This is a genomic window from Streptococcus parapneumoniae, from assembly GCF_037076355.1.
Taxonomy (GTDB): Bacteria; Bacillota; Bacilli; order Lactobacillales; family Streptococcaceae; genus Streptococcus; species Streptococcus parapneumoniae.
This window is the reverse complement of record NZ_AP026968.1, coordinates 93,883-115,015: the sequence shown is the minus strand read 5'-3', so window position 1 is coordinate 115,015 and position 21,133 is coordinate 93,883. Positions and strand designations below refer to the sequence as shown.

The 21,133-nt window shown below is 40.8% G+C and carries 15 protein-coding genes and 2 pseudogenes; 2 read left to right on the top strand and 15 right to left on the bottom strand.

Translation table 11 applies throughout. The features are described from left to right. Positions 1–80 precede the first annotated feature (80 nt). On the top strand, positions 81–1,247 hold the full coding sequence (locus SP4011_RS00610; RefSeq protein WP_070837698.1) for a tyrosine-type recombinase/integrase: 1,167 nt from the start codon (positions 81–83) through the stop codon (positions 1,245–1,247). Positions 1,248–1,340: 93 nt separating this feature from the next. Here the strand turns inward: SP4011_RS00610 and rpsD are convergent, their stop codons facing one another. From rpsD to SP4011_RS00550, 12 genes and pseudogenes are all read right to left on the bottom strand, one after another. Then, a complete protein-coding gene (rpsD, locus tag SP4011_RS00605) occupies positions 1,341–1,952 on the bottom strand; it encodes a 30S ribosomal protein S4 (RefSeq protein WP_000092756.1) in 612 nt (203 codons plus the stop codon). A 201-nt stretch (positions 1,953–2,153) separates the two neighbouring features. Beyond that, positions 2,154–3,188 (bottom strand): HAMP domain-containing sensor histidine kinase, encoded by a 1,035-nt coding sequence (locus SP4011_RS00600; protein ID WP_338619461.1) that lies wholly within the window; start codon positions 3,186–3,188, stop codon positions 2,154–2,156. After that, on the bottom strand, positions 3,185–3,883 hold the full coding sequence (locus tag SP4011_RS00595) for a response regulator transcription factor (protein ID WP_000520637.1): 699 nt from the start codon (positions 3,881–3,883) through the stop codon (positions 3,185–3,187). Before SP4011_RS00595 ends, SP4011_RS00600 begins: the two co-directional genes overlap by 4 nt. Positions 3,884–4,049: 166 nt before the next feature. Beyond that, positions 4,050–6,293 (bottom strand): PavB family fibronectin-binding SSURE repeat adhesin, encoded by a 2,244-nt coding sequence (locus tag SP4011_RS00590; RefSeq protein ID WP_338619460.1) that lies wholly within the window; start codon positions 6,291–6,293, stop codon positions 4,050–4,052. Between the two features lie 115 nt (positions 6,294–6,408). Further along, positions 6,409–7,425 carry a glycosyltransferase family 2 protein gene (locus tag SP4011_RS00585; RefSeq protein WP_338619458.1) on the bottom strand — a complete coding sequence of 339 codons (1,017 nt, stop codon included), beginning with the start codon at positions 7,423–7,425 and terminating at the stop codon, positions 6,409–6,411. A gap of 272 nt (positions 7,426–7,697) precedes the next feature. Beyond that, on the bottom strand, positions 7,698–8,363 hold the full coding sequence (locus SP4011_RS00580) for a potassium channel family protein (protein ID WP_050226157.1): 666 nt from the start codon (positions 8,361–8,363) through the stop codon (positions 7,698–7,700). A 13-nt stretch (positions 8,364–8,376) separates the two neighbouring features. Then, a complete protein-coding gene (locus SP4011_RS00575) occupies positions 8,377–9,756 on the bottom strand; it encodes a potassium transporter TrkG (protein WP_338619457.1) in 1,380 nt (459 codons plus the stop codon). A gap of 482 nt (positions 9,757–10,238) precedes the next feature. Then, on the bottom strand, positions 10,239–11,003 hold the full coding sequence (locus SP4011_RS00570) for a nucleoside phosphorylase (RefSeq protein ID WP_338619455.1): 765 nt from the start codon (positions 11,001–11,003) through the stop codon (positions 10,239–10,241). Between the two features lie 664 nt (positions 11,004–11,667). Next, a pseudogene (locus SP4011_RS00565) lies at positions 11,668–12,225 on the bottom strand (sugar O-acetyltransferase). Between the two features lie 97 nt (positions 12,226–12,322). Continuing rightward, positions 12,323–12,526 (bottom strand): hypothetical protein, encoded by a 204-nt coding sequence (locus tag SP4011_RS00560; protein ID WP_338619454.1) that lies wholly within the window; start codon positions 12,524–12,526, stop codon positions 12,323–12,325. A gap of 30 nt (positions 12,527–12,556) precedes the next feature. Further along, positions 12,557–13,411 carry a VOC family protein gene (locus SP4011_RS00555; RefSeq protein WP_338619453.1) on the bottom strand — a complete coding sequence of 285 codons (855 nt, stop codon included), beginning with the start codon at positions 13,409–13,411 and terminating at the stop codon, positions 12,557–12,559. A gap of 242 nt (positions 13,412–13,653) precedes the next feature. Then, the gene (locus SP4011_RS00550) at positions 13,654–13,815 is read right to left on the bottom strand and encodes a hypothetical protein (protein WP_205380638.1); all 162 of its coding nucleotides are present in this window, start codon (positions 13,813–13,815) and stop codon (positions 13,654–13,656) included. Here SP4011_RS00550 and SP4011_RS00545 point away from each other — a divergent pair. Continuing rightward, positions 13,796–15,001 carry an ISL3 family transposase gene (locus tag SP4011_RS00545; protein WP_173249698.1) on the top strand — a complete coding sequence of 402 codons (1,206 nt, stop codon included), beginning with the start codon at positions 13,796–13,798 and terminating at the stop codon, positions 14,999–15,001. The genes SP4011_RS00550 and SP4011_RS00545 overlap by 20 nt on opposite strands. A 221-nt stretch (positions 15,002–15,222) precedes the next feature. Here the strand turns inward: SP4011_RS00545 and SP4011_RS11410 are convergent. The 3 genes and pseudogenes from SP4011_RS11410 to SP4011_RS00530 form a co-directional block, all read right to left on the bottom strand. Further along, a pseudogene (locus SP4011_RS11410) lies at positions 15,223–16,017 on the bottom strand (cell surface protein); the annotation flags it as partial. Between the two features lie 2,747 nt (positions 16,018–18,764). Further along, positions 18,765–19,952: a CAP domain-containing protein gene (locus SP4011_RS00535; protein WP_173249693.1), complete on the bottom strand. Its 1,188-nt coding sequence runs from the start codon at positions 19,950–19,952 to the stop codon at positions 18,765–18,767. Between the two features lie 133 nt (positions 19,953–20,085). Then, positions 20,086–21,123 carry an aldose epimerase family protein gene (locus SP4011_RS00530; RefSeq protein ID WP_173282996.1) on the bottom strand — a complete coding sequence of 346 codons (1,038 nt, stop codon included), beginning with the start codon at positions 21,121–21,123 and terminating at the stop codon, positions 20,086–20,088. Between the last annotated feature and the right edge of the window lie 10 nt (positions 21,124–21,133).

Below are 21,133 nucleotides of genomic sequence, written 5' to 3'. Positions count from 1 at the left end.
AGAGGGGTTCTCGTAGCTCCTAGCATAGTATAAACTCAAAACCTTTTCTAATTGCTTGCCTGCTGATGGAAAGGAATACTATGCAAATAAAACAAATCACAAAAAAAGACGGTTCAATAGTATATCGTGCTAATGTCTATCTTGGTGTTGATAAAGTCACTGGAAAAGATGTAAAAACAAGCATAACAGGGAGAACAAAAAAAGAAGTTAAGCAAAAGACAAAAGAAGCTGAAATTGCTTTTTTACAAAATGGATCTACTAGATTCCAGGCTTCAAATATTACTACTTACAAGGAATTAGCTTCCTTATGGTGGGAAAGTTACAAGCATACAGTAAAACCTAACACACAATTAAACGTTAGAAGACTGCTAGATAACCATATCTTACCTTTATTTGGCTCTTATAAGTTGGATAAACTAACTACTCCACTTATTCAAAACGTAGTCAATAAACTTGCTGACAAAACCAATAAAGGGGAAGAAGGCGCTTTTTTATACTACGATAGCTTACACGCTTTAAATAAGCGTATTTTACAGTATGGTGTAGTTATGCAAGCCATACCATTTAATCCTGCTCGTGAGGTAATATTACCTCGCAACACACAAAAAGCAAAGCGAGAAAAAGTAAAGCACTTTGATAATGATGAATTAAAAAGCTTTCTTAAATACTTAGATACTCTGGATGTAAGTAGGTATCGCTATTATTATGAGATAACACTTTATAAGTTTCTACTTGCTACTGGTTGTCGTATCAATGAAGCTTTAGCCTTGTCCTGGTCTGATATTGACCTAGATAATGCAGTTGTGCATATCACAAAGACTTTAAACTATAAACAAGAAATCAATAGTCCAAAATCAAAAACAAGTCTAAGGGATATAGATATAGATCAAGCTACTGTTAGTATGCTGAAGCAGTACAAACATAGACAAGTACAAGAAGCTTGGCAACTTGGGCGCTCTGAAACTGTAGTCTTTTCTGACTTCATAAATGAGTACCCCAATAATCGAACTCTACAAACCAGGTTAAGAACTCACTTTAAACGTGCTGACGTACCTAACATTGGTTTTCATGGTTTTCGCCATACTCACGCTAGTCTCTTGCTTAACTCTGGAATACCTTACAAGGAACTTCAGCACCGTCTAGGACATTCCCAATTATCTATGACCATGGATATATACAGTCATCTCTCAAAAGAGAACGCAAAAAAAGCAGTCTCATTCTATGAAACTGCGCTAAAAAGTTTATAACTGAACAAATAACTGAACAAACCCAGAAATCAACGTTTTAAGACAAAGCAAAAAGCCCACTGTTGTAGGCTTTCTGTAAGATATTTCTTAAAATTAAAGCATCTTGTTGTAGAATTCAACGACAAGTGCTTCGTTGATTTCTGGGTTGATTTCGTCACGTTCTGGCAAGCGAGTCAATGAACCTTCCAATTTTTCAGCGTCGAATGATACGAATGCTGGGCGTCCAAGAGTAGCTTCTACTGCTTCAAGGATAGCTGGAACTTTCAATGATTTTTCACGAACTGAGATCACTTGACCTGGAGTTACGCGGTATGATGGGATATCAACGCGTTTTCCGTCAACAAGGATGTGACCGTGGTTTACGAATTGACGAGCTTGACGACGAGTAGTCGCAAGACCAAGACGGTAAACAACGTTATCCAAACGACGTTCCAAAAGAAGCATGAAGTTGAAACCTAGGATTCCACCTTTGATTTTTGTAGCTTGTACGAACAAGTTACGGAATTGTTTTTCACCTACACCGTAAGTGAAACGAAGTTTTTGTTTTTCAGCCAATTGCAAACCGTATTCTGACAATTTAGAACGGTTGTTTGGTCCGTGTTGTCCTGGTACGTAGTTACGACGTGCCAATTCTTTACCTGTACCTGTAAGTGAAAGGCCAAGGCGACGAGCTTGTTTCCAAGATGGTCCTGTATAACGTGACATGTGAATGTCCTCCTGATATAAATAATATTTCGGTGGAAATAGTCACTTAGAAAGCCCTGATTCGTGCAGATGCCCTTCGCCTAAACAGCCAAGGTTACTTATCATAAGACACCTGTTGACGAGCTTCATGCTTTCCTGCTGATATTTCACACAAAATCCATTCTACCATGAATAGCTAGATTTGTAAAGGGGGTTTAGACTTTATTTTAAGTTAAGAACAAGGGTAAAGGTGCTTCCGAGGCCGTACTGGCTGCTAACTGTGATTTCTCCACCCAATTGATGGGCCAATTCACGCGCAATTGCAAGGCCTAAGCCATGCCCACCTGTCTTCATGTTACGTGAAGTTTCGACACGATAAAGGCGTCTGAAAATATTCTCCAAATCCTCTGGGGCAATCCCCTGTCCCTCATCGGTCACACTGATTGAAAGCTGGTTATTTTCCAGCTTAGCCACCACTTCCAACTTGGTTCCTGGAGCTGAGTATTTAAAAGCGTTATTGACCAGATTCACCAAGATACGAGACAGTTTGGCATAATCTCCCTCAATCCGGGCAGACTCTGGGATTACCTGCAAGTGGACATCTCTTCTCTCCTGCTCAATCAAGAACTGAAATTCACTCATGCACTCAATCAAGAGCTGATCCAAAAAAATGCTGTCTTTGCTGGTCGTTTCGACCTGATTTCTAGCTGTGTTTAGGGTCAAAAAATTCAACTCCTCAACCAGTTTATTGAGCCTTTCCGTCTGGCGTCCAATGGTTGCTAGATAATGAGCTTGCTCCGACTCCTTGATAACCCCATCCAAAATCCCTTCTACCGTCGCTTGGATTGAAGTGATAGGAGTCTTAATATCATGCGAAAGTTGAGCAATCATCAAGCCCTTTTCTCGTTCGCTTTCTTCCAAGGAATCAAAGCTGGCCTGCAAATCATGGGACATTTCATTAAAAGCTTGCCCTAATTGTTGAAATTCTACAGGGCCTTGAACCTCCAAATTTGAAGGAAAATCCTTGTCCGCTACCCGCTTGGCATGTTCCTTGAGTTTGCCCAACGACGTAAAGACCGGCGATAGGAGAAAGAGACTAATCCCAGCACCGACAAGGCTGGCAACGATGGTCATTCCAAGCAAAAAGTAAATCTCGCTTTTCTCAATCAGCATTTTTTGAACAGCCCAAAAAACAACCAAAATGGTTAAGAGGGCTGAAATAATATATCCAACCAAAATATAACTTTTTAGTTTCATGTTTGTCCTCTCGGTTTCTCTATCTTATATCCCAACCCCCAAACGGTCTTAATAGTGGGCGTTTGGTCACTACTATATTTTGCCAACTCCTGTCGAAGAGCATGGATATGCACATTCAAGGTATTGGTATCATCCACATAGTCTTCTTGCCAGACCTTTTCATAGAGGTCTGTCTTGGAGAAAACTCGCTCTGGATTGCTAGCTAAAATCCACAGCAATTCAAATGATTTAACAGTCAAATCCAGCATTTCTTCTCCTATTTGAACTTCATGACTACTATGATTCATTTTCAGATTGCCAAGGGAAATCAGCTCTGTTTCGCCCCCACGATGAAGACGGCGCAAAATATTGTGGACACGCAAAACCAGCTCACGAGGGCTAAAGGGCTTAGCAATAAAATCATCTGCTCCCAAGCTCAGACCGTAAATCTTGTCCTGTTCACTGGTCTTAGCAGTAATAAATAGGAAAGGCTGCTCTGGTGATAAGTATTGAACCTCACCGATTAAATCATAACCATCCATCCGAGGCATCATGACATCTGTGATAATCAAATCAATCGGTTTTTTCTTGAACAGCTCTAGCGCTTCCAGTCCATCATGGGCTACCAAGACCTGATAACCTGCCTGAATTAAGTATCTCTGATGAATATCGGTGATTTCTACCTCGTCGTCAACGAGTAAAATTGTCTTTCCCATCTGTCTCTCCTTTGATAAAAACAGTGCTATACTGCTTTAAGTATAACACTATTTTTATTGTTTTACGATGATTTTAATCTGCTATTGAAAGAAAGTCCTGATTGCTGATTGAGTTGGTAAACTAGCCTTAGTCAGCCCACTATCCATCATTTATTTCCTTAGCTGATTAGTTTTCTTCTTTTTTGTTTTTCAAACCTAGACCACCGAGTAAACCTGCAAGCGCAAGCCCAAGGAAACCAATACTTGCCATTGATGTTTGAGCTTCACCAGTATTTGGTAGCATAGGTTTATCATCTGACATCATCTTGTCTGACATCATCGTATCAGCCATCTTGTTAGCAGAAGCAGCCATGTTTTCACCTGCCATCGTATTGGTAGAGCTTGTCATGGTGTCAGCAGGCATGCTATCTGTAGTACCTGGAGCTGGAGTCTCAGTCTTCATACCTGATTTTTCCATTTGGTCATTTGCTGGCATTGCTTTATCAGTCTCTTTGGCTGGTGCCATCATGTCCTTATGGTCAGCAGCTGTTTGATGAGTCGCACCTGTAGCATGATTATGATTCATCGGAGTCACGCCAGAACCAGAGTTAGAAGGTGAGAATGAACCATTTGCTGTGTCTGATGTTTCTTTAACATTTATCTTAATAGTAACTTGTTTAGTTGCTACGACATTTGTCAAATCAGCTTTACCGTCTTTATTTCCGTAAACTTTAACAGTAGCTTTATAAGTTTGAGTACCATTAGCACGAAGCTGATCGATTAAAGCTTGACCTTGTTTACCAACAGTATTGCCATTTAAGTCTACTTCATAGAAGTATTGACCTTTTGTTTTCACATTTTCTCCTAATGGAGATAAAGCAGGATTTTTAGCTACACCATTATCAGACCATGGAGCTTTATCAGAAGCTTTTAGTAATAGACGAGTCAACATACCATCACCAGCGAATAGTTCATAAGGAATTACTTGGTTTACACCGGCAGTGAAAGGACCTTTTCCTTCAGCTTTTTCAAGATAAGCAGCAGGAACATCAATACTGTCTTTAACGTTATCTTTAACAGCTTTTTCGACAGTTTCTTTAGCAACTAATCCATTGATGTTGATGTCTACATTTTTAGTAGCAACTAGATTAGTCAAGTCAGCTTTACCGTCTTTATTTCCGTAAACTTTAACAGTAGCTTTATAAGTTCGAGTACCATTAGCACGAAGCTGATCAATTAAATCTTGACCTTGTTTACCAACAGTATTGCCATTTAAGTCTACTTCATAGAAGTATTGACCTTTTGTTTTCACATTTTCTCCTAATGGAGATAAAGCAGGATTTTTAGCTACACCATTATCAGACCATGGAGCCTTATCAGAAGCTTTGAGCAAGAGACGAGTCAACATACCATCACCAGCGAATAGTTCATAAGGAATTACTTGGTTTACACCTGCTGTAAATGGACCTTCGCCCTTAGCTTTTTCTAGGTAAGCAGCAGGAACATCGATACTGTCTTTAACGTTGTTTTCAACTGCAGAGTTAACATCGCTTCTTGTTACAAGACCGTTCAAGGTAATATTGACTTTACGTTCCTTGACAACCTTAGTCAAATCAGGTTTATCTCCGGCTGCTTCATAGACAGTCAGGGTAGCTTCATAGGTATTTGTACCATTAGTACGAAGTGTATCTAATAAATCCTGATCTTGCTTACCTGTAGTGTTACCATTCAAAGATACTTGATAGTAATACTTGCCATCAGGTAAATTTTTCACTGGTGGAATTTTCGCGTTTTGAGCGACACCGTTATCTGACCATGGAGCCTTGTCGGATGCTTTTAGCAAGAGACGAGTCAACATACCATCGCCTGCGAAGAGTTCATATTTAAGCGGTTTGTTTACACCAGCCAAGAAAGGACCGGAAGCTTTGGCTTGTTCTAGGTAGCCCGCTGGGACATCGATACTGTCTTTAACATCCTCATCGACAGCTTTTTTAATATCTTCTGGGCTTGCTTGTTTCCCATCCGCATCAGCTGTATCTACAGCTGCTTTTAAGACATCTGTTAGCTCTGGATTTTCTTGAGGTTCTTCACCTTTTTCAAAAAGTGTATCCAGACGAGAAGGGCTTGTTTCCTCGCTCACTTCAGTTCCTTCTGTAGGTGTCGGAAGTGAATTCGTATTTCCAGCAAGGCCCTCAGGTTTCGCTTCAGCAAGAACAGTGTCTCCCTGAGTTTCTGCTAAGTCACCCTCTTTCGTTACCGATTCCCCTTCAGGTAAGACTTGAGCAGGGGTTGGATTGAGCCCATCGGCACGTACAGAACTTGGCTGACCAACTAGGACAAAGAAGCCACTAGCCACAACAACTGAGGCAACACCGACACTAAGACGGCGAATAGACCAACGAGTATATCTTTGATTTGGATTGAATTTCATAGGATTCTCCTTAGAGTTTTTCTTTATTTGATGACTCTAGTATAATCTCCTAAAATTAAAAAGGACTAAGAAAAAGTTAAAATTTTTCTTAAATCCCTCTTATAAAATACTTATATCAATTAAATCCATAAACAGATTTGGTGATTTGATAGACAACATTGGACAGTTTGCGAGCTGGCAAGACAGAATGTTTGGTCAAACGGCTGAGCATGGTCTTGCGAATAGCCTGAAAGACCTCTGGATTTTCCTGCTGAATATAGGTCCACAGCTCCCGTTTTTTGGCAAGATGCTCTGCTGTTCCAGCTCGGTTGAGCAGGGCACTGGAAATCACCGTCGTGATTTCAATATGATTCAGCAGATATTCTCGCATTTTGGGGTGGCTCACTTGGGATAAATCAAGCTGGTCTACCAAGAGTCGATTGACTTTCAGTTGCTGGTCAATGCGCTTAATCATCACTTGCTCATTGACAGACTGGTCCTCACGCCCAATCAAATAACGATAGAAATCGACAGGCAGATAATACATGGTCTTGACTTGCTGAAGGGGGGTAAAGACAAAGAGATTATCGACATAAAAAGTATGTTCAGGCAGTTGGAACTGGCTAGCACGCAACAAATCTGTCCGATAAATCAGCGAGTGCATCATGATATACTGGCCTTTGGAGAAATTTCCGACCTGGTCCCAGCCAAAAATCTGCTGGACAGGCAAGACTGACTCATAACTCATACTCTTCTTACGAGACTGACCTTCCTTTTCATAGACAAAATTGGTCACAAAGGCGTCAACCTCTTGACCCTTGCTCTCAAGTTCCTGCAAGATTTCAAGAATTTTCAGGTAAGCACGAGGATCCACCCAGTCATCACTGTCAACTACTTTAAAATAGCGCCCAGAAGCCTCCGCCAAGCCGCGATTGACGGCACCGCCATGGCCTTTATTTTCCTGATAGATGGCTCTAACGATGTTAGGATACTTGCTGGCTAAACGCTCAGCAATTTCCTGAGTCTGGTCCTGAGACCCATCATTGATAATCAAAATCTCAACTTGCTCACCACCAATCACTAGCGACTCCACACAGTAATGAAGATAGGCTGCAGCATTATAGCTAGGGATGGCGATAGACAATAACTTCATAATCTGCTCCTTTAGGGGACTGATTTTTTCTTATACTCTTCGAAAATTAAATTCAAACCGCGTCAACCCTATCTGCAACCTCAAAACACTGTCTTGAGCAACCTACGGCTAGTTTCCTAGTTTGATCTTTGATTTTCATTGAGTATTACTCTCTCTTGTCACTTCTTTCTATTTTACCATAAAGTCCAGCCTTTGAAGAACTTTTACTAGAATACAAGGCTTCTGTCTCTCTTTGCCATCTTGGGCATCAAAAAAGAGGGAAGATCCCTCTTTTACGAATTCAATGCTGCTAGGGTATCCAAATATTGGTTGTTGATGACTGCCAAAATATAGGTATCTGCCTTCAAAAGGTCATCTGGTCCAAATTCAACATCCAATGGGGAATTTTCCTGCTCTCGGAAACCCAAAATATTCAGATTGTATTTGCCACGGAGGTCTAATTCACTCAAACTTTGACCTGCCCAAGACTGAGGAATTTTCATCTCCACGATAGACACATTTTTATCCAACTGAAAGACATCAACACTATTATGGAAAAGAATGGTCTGTGCTAGAGACTGCCCCATTTCATACTCTGGCGAGATAACCGAGTCAGCTCCAATCTTTTCCAGCACTTTCTTAGCAGTATGACTTTTGACCTTGGCAATAACAGTCGGTACCCCCAAACTCTTACAGTGCATAACCGCAAGCACACTCGACTCCAGATTTTCACCTGTCGCGACTACAACGGTATCGCAGGTATCAATCCCTGCTGATCTCAATAATTCTTCATCTGTGATGTCACCAATCACTCCACGCGCCAAAACTGGCTCAAACTGATTGATGCGCTCTGCGTGGTCATCAATAGCGATAATATTCATATCCTGCTTGGCTAGGGCAGCTAGGACACTACTCCCAAAAATTCCCAAGCCTAAAATTCCAATCGTACGATCTGACATGCTCTTTCCTTTCTTAACCAATACTAATATCTGCTTTCATATAGTGAATCATATCTTTCTTTTCTGGATGGTAATCTGCTAGACTGACCAGCAGGGTCAAGGGACCAATTCGTCCGATAAACATGAGAACCATAATCACACTTAGAGCTAATTTCCCTAAATCTGGAGTTAAATTTGCCGTCACTCCGACTGTCCCAAGAGCAGAAATGGTTTCAAATATGAGGTGGATAAAGGGAGGATTTCCCTTGACTGTGATCCCTAGTAAAATCAAGCCCAGCAAGAAGGTCATCAAAAAGATAATAAAGACACTAAAGGATTTTTGAACTGTTCGTGGCGCAATCGTCCGTCGAGCGACATTGGCATGAGGTAAGCCTAGAAGCTCACTTCGTGCAAAGACCAAGAGGACAAAAAATGTGGTAATCTTGAGCCCCCCAGCTGTCCCTCCTGGAGCCCCACCTAGAAACATCTGCAAGATATAAATCAATAAGGTAACAGGACGAGCCATGCTGTAATCAATTGTCCCAAAACCAGCCGTTCTCATGCTGACAGTTTGGAAAAAGCTGACCAAGACCTTATCTGCAACAGGGAGATTGCCAATCGTCCCTGCATTGTTCCATTCAAGAACGAGACTGCTCACCGTCCCAAAAGCTAGTAGCCCCACCGTCAGTAATAAAACCAGTTTGGTGTGAAAATGCAGGCGCCCTTTTTTCTTTTTCCCTATATGCGTAGCAAGGTCAAACCAGACCATAAATCCAAGACCACCTGTAATAATCAAGCCTGCGATGACCAGATTGACCAAGGGATCAGTCTGAAAAGCAATCAAGCTCGTACTTCCAAAATTATCAAAACCTGCATTACAGAAGGCGGATATAGCTAGAAAAATAGCACTAAAGAGACCGCGCCCCCAGCCAAGTTGAGGAACAAAACGAAAACTGAGGAATAGAGCTCCCAAACCTTCAACCAAAAAAGTTGTGAGAAAAATAGAATGGACAAACTTTCTCAAAGATCGAGTCTCTCCATAACTAAAACTATCCTGAATAGTTGCACGGCTACGAAGACTAAGCTTTTGCTTGCTCTGGATATAGAAAACCCCAATAAAGGTCATGAGCCCCAGACCACCAATCTGAATCAAGAACATACAAATGAGCTGACCCCAAATATTGTAGGTGTCAGCGACAGGCTGGGTAAAAAGACCTGTCACACAGACCATGGATACAGTTGTAAAGAGATGATCAAAATAAGTCGCTCGTGAGCTTTCAACTTGGACAAAAGGCAAGCTCAAAAGAAGAGAGCCTAGTAAAATGACCAAGGCAAAACTCAAAAAAATACGACGGGCTGGCGATAAACGAGATAAGCCTAGCTCTATTTTTTCCTTAGATAATTTGAATAACATGTTTCCATTGTACCATAAAAAGCTCGAAATGACTTAGATAGGATAAGGCAAAATCCACTAACACCAAACCTAAAAAATGCCACCTTTTTGTTGATAGCCTAGGCAAGAACAATACTTGATAGATGTGACTATAGATCAAAAAAGCAAGACAGGAGCTTTTAACGCCAGCTACTCTTATGCTTTTCAGGAGAAAATGAAACACACCATTTTGAATCTGAAATAGTAGGCTACAACTTCTCAAACATTACTAGAAATTGATGTAACTTACCTAATCAATTTGTTGAGATTTTATTTCATATTACCACAATAAAAACGCATAGTATCAAAGTTTTCATCACCTGATATGATGCGTTTTTCTGATTTTAAAGATTTTTCCCAATCTCAACATGCGTCCAAAAAGAGGAAGATGACCTCGTTTAACACTATTTTCGCAAAGTATGAGCTAGACATTTTATGATAAAGCAGACCTTTTGTCAGCACAACTAAAGGAGGTGAACACTTGCTAAACTCAGTTCTAGCGCCTTATCAAAAGCTTCCGAGCCCCAGTCACGACTATCGTACTGGTCCAAGTCAGCTAGGGAATCTGCTGTGAACAACAATTCACCCCAGAGAACCCCACGAAATTGCGCTACTGCCGCAAGCGCAGAACACTCCATCTCCACAACAGCACAGCCTTCTTCCTTACGATAAACCACCTTTTCAGCCGTTTCTCGGTAAAAACCGTCTGTAGACCAGGTCATGACTTCTTCATAAGGAATCTCTCTGGTTTCCAAAACTCGCTCAATGGCAGCAATAGCCTCTGGCTGCATTTCCATATAACGAGAAGGTGCCACATAGTGGTAACTGGCTCCTTCATCTCGCAGAGCGCGAACAGGGACTAGAAAGGCATTTTCCTCTATATCGGCTAGCACACCACAGGTACCTGTGGAAATAATCTGCTCCACACCATAGCCAATCAACCAATCCATAAACTGGGCTGCTGGAGCGGAGCCGACAGGAGCCTGAGCCAGGCAGACCTCCTCACCCTTATAGTTGATGACATAGACTGGATAGGTCTTGGTGGCAGAAATAAATTCACCGACACAGTTGGCCCCTACTTCCCTCGCATAGCGGTCAATCTCCTCACCTAAGAAAGCATAGACACACTTCTTTGGCAACTGCAAATCCAACCTCTCATGCGTTGGCATAAGGACCGCTTGGGGATTGTCATCAAACTCTAAAATAGGAATCGCATGTTTCTGAATCATAGCCTGCCTCCTCTAATTTTGTACTATTGTATCAAAAATTGACGGAGTGTCAAGGAGGGGCTGATGAACTGAGGAGAGAAACAATACAATAACAATATTTTTGACAGAGACTCTTTTTAATGGTACAATGGACTTGCTTAAAAGTTCGATGAAATAAGCACATAAGAAAACACCACCGGTTGCCGCCAGTGGTGTTTTTTTGCGCTTGCTCAAGGCGCTCAAGCTATTTCTTTTTCTTGTCGCATTTGCTTGCTACAAATCGGATAAGCCACTCCGATAAGACATTCGCTAGTGTACCAGCAAGAATAGGTAGCAAGACAAGTTCGATGAAAACGCACATAAGATCACCTCCTGCCTGCGCAGTCTAGTGTTTGCGACCTTACTATTGTATCATCTTTGACTGAAAATAAATAGAAAAATCATTGATATCATCTAGTCATCCACAAAAACTCTCTCCTACACTAATACTTCTTGTATCAAAAAGCATCCCAATTACAAGATGCTTTGCAATTGCTTAATGAAGCAGACTTGCTAAGATATAGAGTAGGTGAATGTGAACCGGGTAAAAATGTAGAAGAAGTTTTTATCTCCACTCCCTTTTTCTCCATTATTGAAGAACAAGAGAATGATAGAAAAAAACAACACCCGCTGTTCCTTTTTACTTCTATTCCACAGATATCTCCTTAATCACGCGCGCAGGGTTGCCAGCTAATACAACATTGTCCCCAAAGGACTTGGTAATCACTGCCCCTGCTCCTGCGACGACATTATTTCCAAGTGTGACTCCAGGCAGGACAATGACGCCACCACCAGCCCAGAAATTGTCTCCGATTGTGATAGGCTTACCGTACTCAATACCTGAATTACGCTCATGTGGATCCAGCGGATGAAGTGGAGTCAGGAACTGACAGTTGGGACCAATCATGGCATTGTCTCCAATACGAATCGGACAAACATCCAGCATGGTCAAGTTCCAGTTAGAATAAAAATTTTCCCCTAGATGGATATTGACTCCTTAATCGACCACTAGGCGTGGATTGACATAAAGATTTTTCCCAGTCGAGCCAAACCAAGCCTTAATGATTTCAGCTCCCTTTAAGGGGTCTTCTTCCTTGTTAAAGGCAGCCTGTTTTTGGCGAGAAGCTTGAGCCAAGGCACGCAGTTCTGGATCCGATGGACGGTAAACCTCTCCTGCAATCATTTTCTGGTATTCACTAGTCATTGTGTTCTTCTCCTTATTCCCTACTATCATATCAAATTTTCTACATATCTGACTACGATAAGGAGCATTTTCTACATTTTATACTCTTCAAACCGCGTCAACGTCGCCTTGCCGTATATATGTTACTGACTTCGTCAGTTCTATCTGCAACCTCAAAACGGTGTTTTGAGCTGACTTCGTCAGTTCTATCTGCAACCTCAAAACAGTGTCTTGAGCTGACTTCGTCAGTCTTATCTACAACCTCAAGACAGTGTTTTGAGCAGCCTGCGGCTAGTTTCCTAGTTTGCTCTTTGATTTTCATTGAGTATGAGATGCTGGTCTTTATCACATCCTATCTAGCTAAGCGGATACGGGTCACAATTCCATCTGGGTCTGTCACTTCTAACTGAGTTGATGTCAGCCACTTGATTGGCGCTTCAACTTCTTGTCCTCTTCCAGCAATCGTTAACAGTTCTTCTTTGCTTGCGACTTCAATGACATAGTAGGCCAAGCCAGGTAATCCTTGTTCACTTCTGGCTAGCCTTTTTCCTCCCCACTCGTTGACTGCTAAATGATGATGATAATCCCCAGACGCAATCCAACTAGCGCTAGGCACACTGAATTTATCCTCTAGTCCTAAAACCTTTTGATAAAACTGGCTTGCTACTTGACTATCCCTGACGGAAAGATGGATATGCCCCATGCGCGTAGTAGAGGCTATCTCAAAAGGTTCTACTTTACGTCCCATCTCATATATTTCTTGAGCAGATAAGGCTTCGGTCACTCCGACAATGCGCCCATCCTCACGAATATCCCAGTCCTCTACAGGCTTATCCCGATAAATTTCAATCCCATTCCCTTCTAAATCTTCCAGATAGATTGCTTCACTGTAGCCATGATCCGCCCCACCGACTAGCTGAATTTGCAGCTCTGCTATATGCTTAAACAGATTTGCCAAATCCTCACGACTTGGTAAAAGGATAGCTAGGTGATAGAGATCATAGTGATCTTGCCCCTCCTCTAGCCTGTCTGTTTTCAGTAAATGAACCAAAGCCTTTCCACCAGCTCCTAAAATACTTTCAGATTCTGTCTGAGAAAGGATTTCCAAGCCTAGAATCTGATGATAGAAGGCAGTCTGACTTGCCAAGTCCTTAACATTTAAAACAGCCTCTGCCAAATAAATCTTACTATTGTATGCGTAGGTCATCTATTTCTCCTTTGTTCTTTTTTATTGTAACTTTATTTATTACAACATTATACTCCTTTTTTACTTGGAGTCAAGTAGAACAACTCAAATAGCAGGACAAAACGAGGTTGGGCAAAAAGTCGACTTCAGGAGAAAATGAAGTAAATCTCCCCACAATAAAACGCATAGTACCAAGGTTTCTCAAGACCTGATACTATGCGTTTGTCTGATTTCAAAGACTTCTTGCCCAGCCTCGTTTTTGTTTATCCTCGTCCGCCAGGGGCTGGGCCGCCGCCTTGAGGACCTCCATTTGGTCCACCGCCCCCAGGCATAGAATTGACAATATCAGTTTGTTTTTCGCCGTTGATGTAGATATCCCCACCTGTGTAGGTTAAAGACCCTAATATCCAAATTCTAGACATCATCAATAAGGATACACACAAGGAAATCATCGCCAAACTGGACTACGACGCCCCATCTTGCCCTGAGTGCGGAAGTCAAATGAAGAAATATGACTTTCAAAAACCGTCGAAAATTCCTTACCTCGAAACGACTGGTATGCCTACTAGAATTCTCCTTAGAAAGCGTCGATTCAAGTGCTATCACTGTTCAAAAATGATGGTCGCTGAAACTTCTATCGTCAAGAAAAATCACCAAATTCCTCGTATTATCAACCAAAAAATTGCGCAAAAGTTGATTGAAAAGACTTCTATGACCGATATTGCTCATCAGCTGGCCATTTCAACTTCAACTGTCATTCGAAAGCTCAATGACTTCCACTTTGAGTGTAATTTTAAACATCTGCCTGAGATTATGTCTTGGGATGAGTATGCCTTTACCAAGGGAAAGATGAGTTTCATTGCGCAAGATTTTGATAAGCTCAATATCATCACTGTTCTTGAGGGTAGAACACAAGCCGTCATTCGAGATCACTTTCTTAAATATGATAGGGTCGTCCGATGTCGAGTGAAAATTATTACTATGGATATGTTTAGTCCTTATTATGACTTAGCTAGGCGACTTTTTCCAAACGCTAAAATCGTTCTGGATCGCTTTCACATTGTGCAACATCTTAGCCGTGCTATGAGTCGTGTCCGTGTCCAAATTATGAATCAGTTTGAACGAAGATCCCATGAATACAAGGCTATTAAACGCTACTGGAAACTCATTCAACAGGATAGTCGTAAACTCAGCGATAAACGTTTTTATCGCCCTACTTTTCGTATGCACTTAACGAATAAAGAGATTCTTGACAAGCTTTTGAGCTATTCAGAAGACTTGAAACACCACTACAATCTCTATCAGCTCTTACTTTTTCACTTCCAGAACAAGGAGCCAGACAAATTTTTCGGACTTATTGAGGACAATCTAAAGCAGGTTCATCCTCTTTTTCAGACTGTCTTTAAAACCTTTCTAAAGGATAAAGAAAAGATTGTCAATGCCCTTCAACTACACTATTCTAACGCAAAATTGGAAGCCACTAATAATCTCATTAAGCTTATCAAGCGCAATGCCTTTGGATTTCGGAACTTTGAAAACTTCAAAAAACGGATTTTTATCGCTCTGAACATCAAAAAAGAAAGGACGAAATTTGTCCTTTCTCGAGCTTAGCTGACTTCAACCCACTACAGTTGACAAAGAGCCATAATATCTATAGGGGATTTACCCACTACAAATATTATAGAGCCCATAAATCCGGCTAGAGATTACAGAGTTATTTTTTAATCTAAACTTCCTACAAGAGTATATTATCTACTGAAAGGATATGGTATTTGTAGGGAATACTTTAAAGGATTCTTACAGGAAGTTAGTATTAACTAGTTACATTAGGTTTAGTTAACCCATTCACCATTGGCATTGACTCTATAGCCATCTACAGTTGTGTTGACTGCAAGGGCACCTGAGCCATTGACATAGTACCATTTATCTGATACTTTGAACCATTGGCTTGCTTTCATAGCACCTGACGCTTCAAGATAGTACCAAGTACCTCCATCTTTAAGCCAACCTGTTGCCATTGAACCATTAGCGTTTAGGTAGTACCATAAGCCGTTGACTTTAGCCCAACCTGTTGCCATAGCGCCGTTAGCGTTGAGGTAGTACCATGAGCCATTGTATTGGAGCCATCCTGTCGCCATAGCGCCATTGCTGTTGAGGTAGTACCATGAGCCATTGTCTTGTAGCCATCCTGTCGCCATTGAACCATCAGTATTGTAGAAGTACCACATACCGTTTTCTTGTTTCCAACCTGTTTTTGGAGCGGCTGGTTTAGCTGGTGCCACTACAGAATATGAGCTGTATGATGGAACATATGAAGAGTATGAAGGGACATATGTCGGATTAGATGGTCTTGCAGGAACAGAAGGTTGTGCTGGTTGATCTGAGGATGGAGCTGGAGCTGGTTCAGCTGGTTCAGCTGGTTTCTCTGGTTTTGCTGGAATTTCAGCTGGTTTTTCAGTTTTTGGAGGTTGCTGTTGAGTCAAGCGGTTATATGCTTCTTCTGATTTACGAGCGTAGTCTTCTTCAGCTCTTTGATCATCTGTTTTCTCTGGTTGAGGAGCTGGAGCTGGTTGAGTTGGCTCAGTTGGTTGCTCTGGGGCTGGAGCTTCTTCAGCTGGCTTTTCTGGTTGAGTTGGCTCAGTAGGTTTTTCAGCTTCTTTGTTCTTAGCTGCTTCTAAATCTTTAAGAGTTTGATTGTACTCGTCAGTAAGTTTGTTGATTGCAACTGTGTAAGCTTCTAACGGTTTTGTAGATTTATCTAAATCTTGTTTTGCAGTGTCGCGATCTAATCTTAGGTTATAAACAACTTTCTTCAATGCTTTAATAACTTCAGGTTTAGAATTAGCTTCTTCTGCTGCTCTAAGAGCTTGTCTAGCTTCTAATAGAGTTTCTCTAGCTTTTTTCAGTTTTTCAAATTTAACATCGGCATCTGCTTTATCTTTATCAGCAATCCCAGTTAAATAATTAATTTCTTTAAGTAATTGATCAGCTTTTTCTTGAAGTTTTTCTGATTCAGGACGAGCAGCTTCTTCATCTGCTGTTTTCTTGTCTGCGTCAGCAAATACTTTTTTATCTGCTTCAGAAACTTTATCTCCATCTTGGATAGTTGGAGTTGCGGCTCCAATGTTATCAGCTTGAGGATCTTGATCTTTGGCAGCTTCAGCTTTAGCGAAATCATCTTTGATTTCTTTAACAGCTTCAGTTGCTGAAAGAATACCTTCGTTAACAGCTTTTAATAAATCTTCTTTACCGATAGCAGCTTTAGCTTCTTCAAGAGCTTTAGCTTTGTCAGTGATTTTATCATTTGCATTGATTTTAGCTTCAGCTTCTTTTTCAAGTTCATCTAAAGATGCTTTAAGATCGTTTAAGTTATCTGCCTCTTCTTTTTTAAGTTCTTCAACTTTTTGTTTTGCTTTTTCAGCTGCTTCTTTAGCTTTAGCTAATTCAGCTTCTGCATTAGCTTTTGCTGTTTCAGCTTCAGTTTTTGCTGTTTCAGCAGGTTGGACATCAGCGTTTTCGTTAGCAGCCTTAGATGTAGCTTCTTCAAGAGCTTTAGTTGTTTCCTTAACTTTTGCTTCAGCTTCTTTAACTTTAGCCTCTGCCTCCGTTACTTTTTTATCAGCTTCAGCTTTAGCTTCAGCAGCTTTTTCAGCTTCTGTTTTTACTTTTGGTTTTTCTACAGGTTTTTCTGCTGACTTAGGATTTTTAGCTTCTTCTTCTTTAGCAACTTTCACAGCAGCAACTGTTTTATTGTACTCTGCTTCTAGCTCTTTACCTTGTTCTGCGTAGTATGCAGTAGCTGTATAAGCTTCTTCAAATTCAGCTAAAGCTTCTTTGTGAGTTTTTTCGATTTCTATTACCACATTTTTTAATGGGCTAACGATACCATCTTCAAATTTGTATTCTTCAACGATATCAGCTGCCTCTTTAGCTTCTTTAAGAGCTTTTTCTTGTTTTGCTAAAACAGCAGCCTTTTCATCAGTTACTTTTTTAGCTTCGTCATATTGTTTCTCTAAACGATCAAGTCCATCTTCTAATTGATCAGCTTTGTCTTGAAGTTTTTCTGATTGTGGACGAGCAGCGTCTGCTTTTTCAGCTTCATCAAGTTTTGATTTTAGATCAGAGTCAGAAGTGATAGCTTTTTTCTCTTTTGGTTGTACAGCTGTAGCACCAGCCTCCATAGTTGTTGATCCAGCGGCTTGCTCTTTATCGCGCATTTTTTTATCAGCAACTTCGTTCGCCTCAGCTTTTGCAGCATCGTCGTTTAACTCAGCAGCAATATCATCAATTGAGATTTCACCTGCTTCGATTGCAGCTAATAGGTCTTCTTTCCCAATTTTTTCTTTGAATTCTTTAATAGCTTTTTCTTTATCAATGATTTTTGCGTTTTCATTGATAGCTTTTTCACCATCTGCTAATAATTTATCTAAAGCGTCTGAGATTTGTTTTTTAGTATCAGCTTCCTCTTTTTTCTTAGCAGCTTCTTTATCAGCTTCTTCTTTGGCTTTAGTATCAGCTTCCGCGGCTTTATCTTTAGCAGTAGCTAATTCTTCGTCTGCAGTAGATTTAGCTTTTTCTGCATCAGTTTTTGCTGTTTCAGCATCAGCTTTTGCTTGATTAGCATCAGCAGCTTCTTTTTTCTCTGTTTCTAATTTAGTGTTTGCTGTTGTAGCTTCTGTTGTTTTATCAGCTACTTTTTTCTCAAGTTCTTTAACTTTAGCATCCGCTTTATCAGCATCCGATTGAGCATCTTGAATAACTTTTGGTACAGCTGGTTGAGTAGCATTTTCGTCAGCGTTTACAACTAATAACGGTTGAACCGTAGTAAAACCAGCCCCTAAGATAGCGACACTGGCTAGACTTGTTAAAATCATTTTTTTCTTATTCATCTAAATTTACCTCTTTTCTGATAATCATTTTCAGACTATACTATATTAAGTATACCCCCCCCCCGTAAATACTTGTCAAGTGTTTTATATTACAATTGTGTTACATTTTCGTTCGGAATTTTATTTGTTTTATCAAAGTTTTTATGAAAATCGTTTTGAAAACTTTTGTATTTCTTTACATTCTCTCCCTTAGAGTTTCTCTTTTATACTCACTTGACTTCAAAGACAAGGTGTGTATTTGCTTTTCGATTGCAGATAAAACTCACATTTCCATATATCAAAAGGTTGATTTTTGAATTAGGAATAGTCTAGTGATAACTGTGGTATATTTGCGATAGATGGTGACTCGCCCTTGTTTTCAGCTAGTAGCAACTGACTCGAGACACTCCAAAAAAGAGGTCAATGTTTGCCATCAACCTCTTTCTTATCGTTCATTCTTTTTGCTAGTAAGATGAATAATTTACCTATGACTTGCTATTTTCAGCCTAGCTTACCCATTCACCATTAGCATTGACACGGTAACCATCTGGTGTTGTTGTGCTAACGGCCAAAGCGCCTGAACCATTTGCATAGTACCAGTGTTGACCTACTTTAAACCAGCCCGTCTTCATGATCCCTTCTTCATCAAGGTAATACCAGGTACCATTTTCCTTGTACCAGCCTGTTTTCATAGCTCCTGAGCCATCAAAGTAGAACCATCTGCTACCATCTGTTCCCCAGCCTGTAAACATAGCACCTGAGTTACTTAGATAATACACCGATCCATCAACTTCTACAAATCCAGTCTGCATGACACCTAGATCATTCAAGTAGTACCATTGACCACCTGTTTTCAACCAGCCTGTCTTCACATCACCAGACTCATAAAAATACCACTTGCCATTAGACTGCACCCAGCCAGACTGATCAGATGTGGATTTTCTGAAATCTTTCAGCGGTGTTTCTACAACTATAGCTTTACTTTTAACTGTTGAAAGGTTTGAGGCAGTCACTTCTGTGTACTGAACAGCAGAACCATATCCACCAGCCAATTCCTCTGAAGAAGTCGTAGTTCCTAGAGCCAGAGCAACCGTTGCTGCCTTCTGAGGACTAGCTGCATTTTTAAAAGCAGCAAGACCCACATGGGTAAATTTAGGGTTAATCAAGTTCTCATAATAAGATGAAAATTCTTTTGATGTTTTATCTTTCTTTTTCGCCACATATTGCGCCTTTTCAGCATGCCAGTTTTCAATTGCTTTTAGAAATCCATCAGGATTCAAATCTAAAGCTTCTCCACTTAGGCTATTACCAGATGGAAAGGCAGTCCAGTTGTTTTTACTGGAAAGACGTTCAGCCTTCAGCGCAACAGATACCTCAGCAGCGCGTACAAAAGCCGTTTTCTCATGGTCAACTGACCATTTGACAGGAACATACTTATCTACCAAACCTTCGTCGGCTGCTTCTTTACGAATTTTATTGATAGCATCTAAAATAGATTGTTGATGAGGAGGCAAAAATTCTCCCTTGATTCCAACCAAAACATTGCCACTAGAAGGTTTTAGCACCTCTGAGGTCAATACATTACCATCAGCAGATTGCGTTGCAACCAGTCTGTCGTTCGCAAAAACATCATTTGTCAAAACTGCTCCTGCCAAAGTCAAAGCCAAGGCACTAGCAAATACAATTTTCTTCATTTCTTTCTTACTCCTTATTGTAGTTTGAATATTATCTTAACAGATACCTTTCAACGTTTAATTATATCATATTTTCCTACTATTTGTCTTTGCTTACCTATTCCTAAATTCCAAAAGTAGGCGCAATGATTCTTTATTTCACAACAAGTTCATAACGTGTCTTACTAGTGAAGGTTTGACCAGCTTTAAGGATGACTTGGTCTTTGAAGTCACTGTGAATGGCATCTGGTAAAGCCTGCGCTTCAAGGGCAATCCCATTGTGCTGTACCATTGGCTGACCTCCTATGATGACACTCTCATCCACAAAGTTTGCTGTGTAGACTACAAAGCAAGGAGACTCTGTCTTGAAAAGCAGGAAGCGGCCTGAGTTTTGGTCATAAAGGAAACCAGCATTGTCATGACCTGCAGGAAGAGCAAATGGGTGATCCAAACCAGATACCAGCTGGATTTGCTCATCTTCTTCTGCAAAGATGTCTTTCAACAAGGCACCATTGTAGATGTGTTTGACCACATCACGATTTACATCTGGAGTTTTGGCCGGAACACCATCGGGAGCGATTGGATAAATACCCTCTGTGTTTAGTTGGAAGACATGACGGTCAATCGTCTGCGTGAAATCACCAGACAAGTTAAAATAGCTGTGGTTGGTCGGATTGACCAGCGTATCCTGATCAGTTGTTACCTTGTAGCTAATTTCGTAGGCACCAGTTTCTTCCAAGTGATAACTAATCCAGATCTTGAGATTCCCAGGAAATCCTCCTGTCCCATCTGTACGCTCTGTGTAGAGGGTCAAGCCATGATTACTTACTTCTACAACTTCAAACAAGCTGGAATCCCAACCAGTTGAACCACTGTGGTTACAGTTGCTAGCATTGTTGACTTCAAGGTCATAGATCTTACCATTGAGCTCAAATGTCGCACCTGCAATACGACCCGCCATAGGACCTACACTTGCTCCATGCTTGGGACTATTACCTACATAGCTAGCAAAATCATCAAATCCCAAGATAACATTGGCAAAATTTCCATCCTTGTCAGGTGTGACATAACGCAAGATGGTCGCACCATAAGTCATAACCTCAAGTTGGTAACCACCGTCCGTCTCAAATCGATAGGCCAAGACATCTTGTCCCTCAACATTTCCAAACACACGCTCTGTGTATGCTTTCATTCTGTTCTCC

Excerpts from the sequence above, each read along its gene's own strand:
- SP4011_RS00610 (WP_070837698.1), top strand. The coding sequence starts at position 81 with ATGCAAATAAAACAAATCACAAAAAAAGACGGTTCAATAGTATATCGT.
- rpsD (WP_000092756.1), bottom strand. The coding sequence starts at position 1,952 with ATGTCACGTTATACAGGACCATCTTGGAAACAAGCTCGTCGCCTTGGC.
- SP4011_RS00600 (WP_338619461.1), bottom strand. The coding sequence starts at position 3,188 with ATGAAACTAAAAAGTTATATTTTGGTTGGATATATTATTTCAGCCCTC.
- SP4011_RS00595 (WP_000520637.1), bottom strand. The coding sequence starts at position 3,883 with ATGGGAAAGACAATTTTACTCGTTGACGACGAGGTAGAAATCACCGAT.
- SP4011_RS00590 (WP_338619460.1), bottom strand. The coding sequence starts at position 6,293 with ATGAAATTCAATCCAAATCAAAGATATACTCGTTGGTCTATTCGCCGT.
- SP4011_RS00585 (WP_338619458.1), bottom strand. The coding sequence starts at position 7,425 with ATGAAGTTATTGTCTATCGCCATCCCTAGCTATAATGCTGCAGCCTAT.
- SP4011_RS00580 (WP_050226157.1), bottom strand. The coding sequence starts at position 8,363 with ATGTCAGATCGTACGATTGGAATTTTAGGCTTGGGAATTTTTGGGAGT.
- SP4011_RS00575 (WP_338619457.1), bottom strand. The coding sequence starts at position 9,756 with ATGTTATTCAAATTATCTAAGGAAAAAATAGAGCTAGGCTTATCTCGT.
- SP4011_RS00570 (WP_338619455.1), bottom strand. The coding sequence starts at position 11,003 with ATGATTCAGAAACATGCGATTCCTATTTTAGAGTTTGATGACAATCCC.
- SP4011_RS00560 (WP_338619454.1), bottom strand. The coding sequence starts at position 12,526 with ATGAAAATCAAAGAGCAAACTAGGAAACTAGCCGCAGGCTGCTCAAAA.
- SP4011_RS00555 (WP_338619453.1), bottom strand. The coding sequence starts at position 13,411 with ATGACCTACGCATACAATAGTAAGATTTATTTGGCAGAGGCTGTTTTA.
- SP4011_RS00550 (WP_205380638.1), bottom strand. The coding sequence starts at position 13,815 with ATGATGTCTAGAATTTGGATATTAGGGTCTTTAACCTACACAGGTGGG.
- SP4011_RS00535 (WP_173249693.1), bottom strand. The coding sequence starts at position 19,952 with ATGAAGAAAATTGTATTTGCTAGTGCCTTGGCTTTGACTTTGGCAGGA.
- SP4011_RS00530 (WP_173282996.1), bottom strand. The coding sequence starts at position 21,123 with ATGAAAGCATACACAGAGCGTGTGTTTGGAAATGTTGAGGGACAAGAT.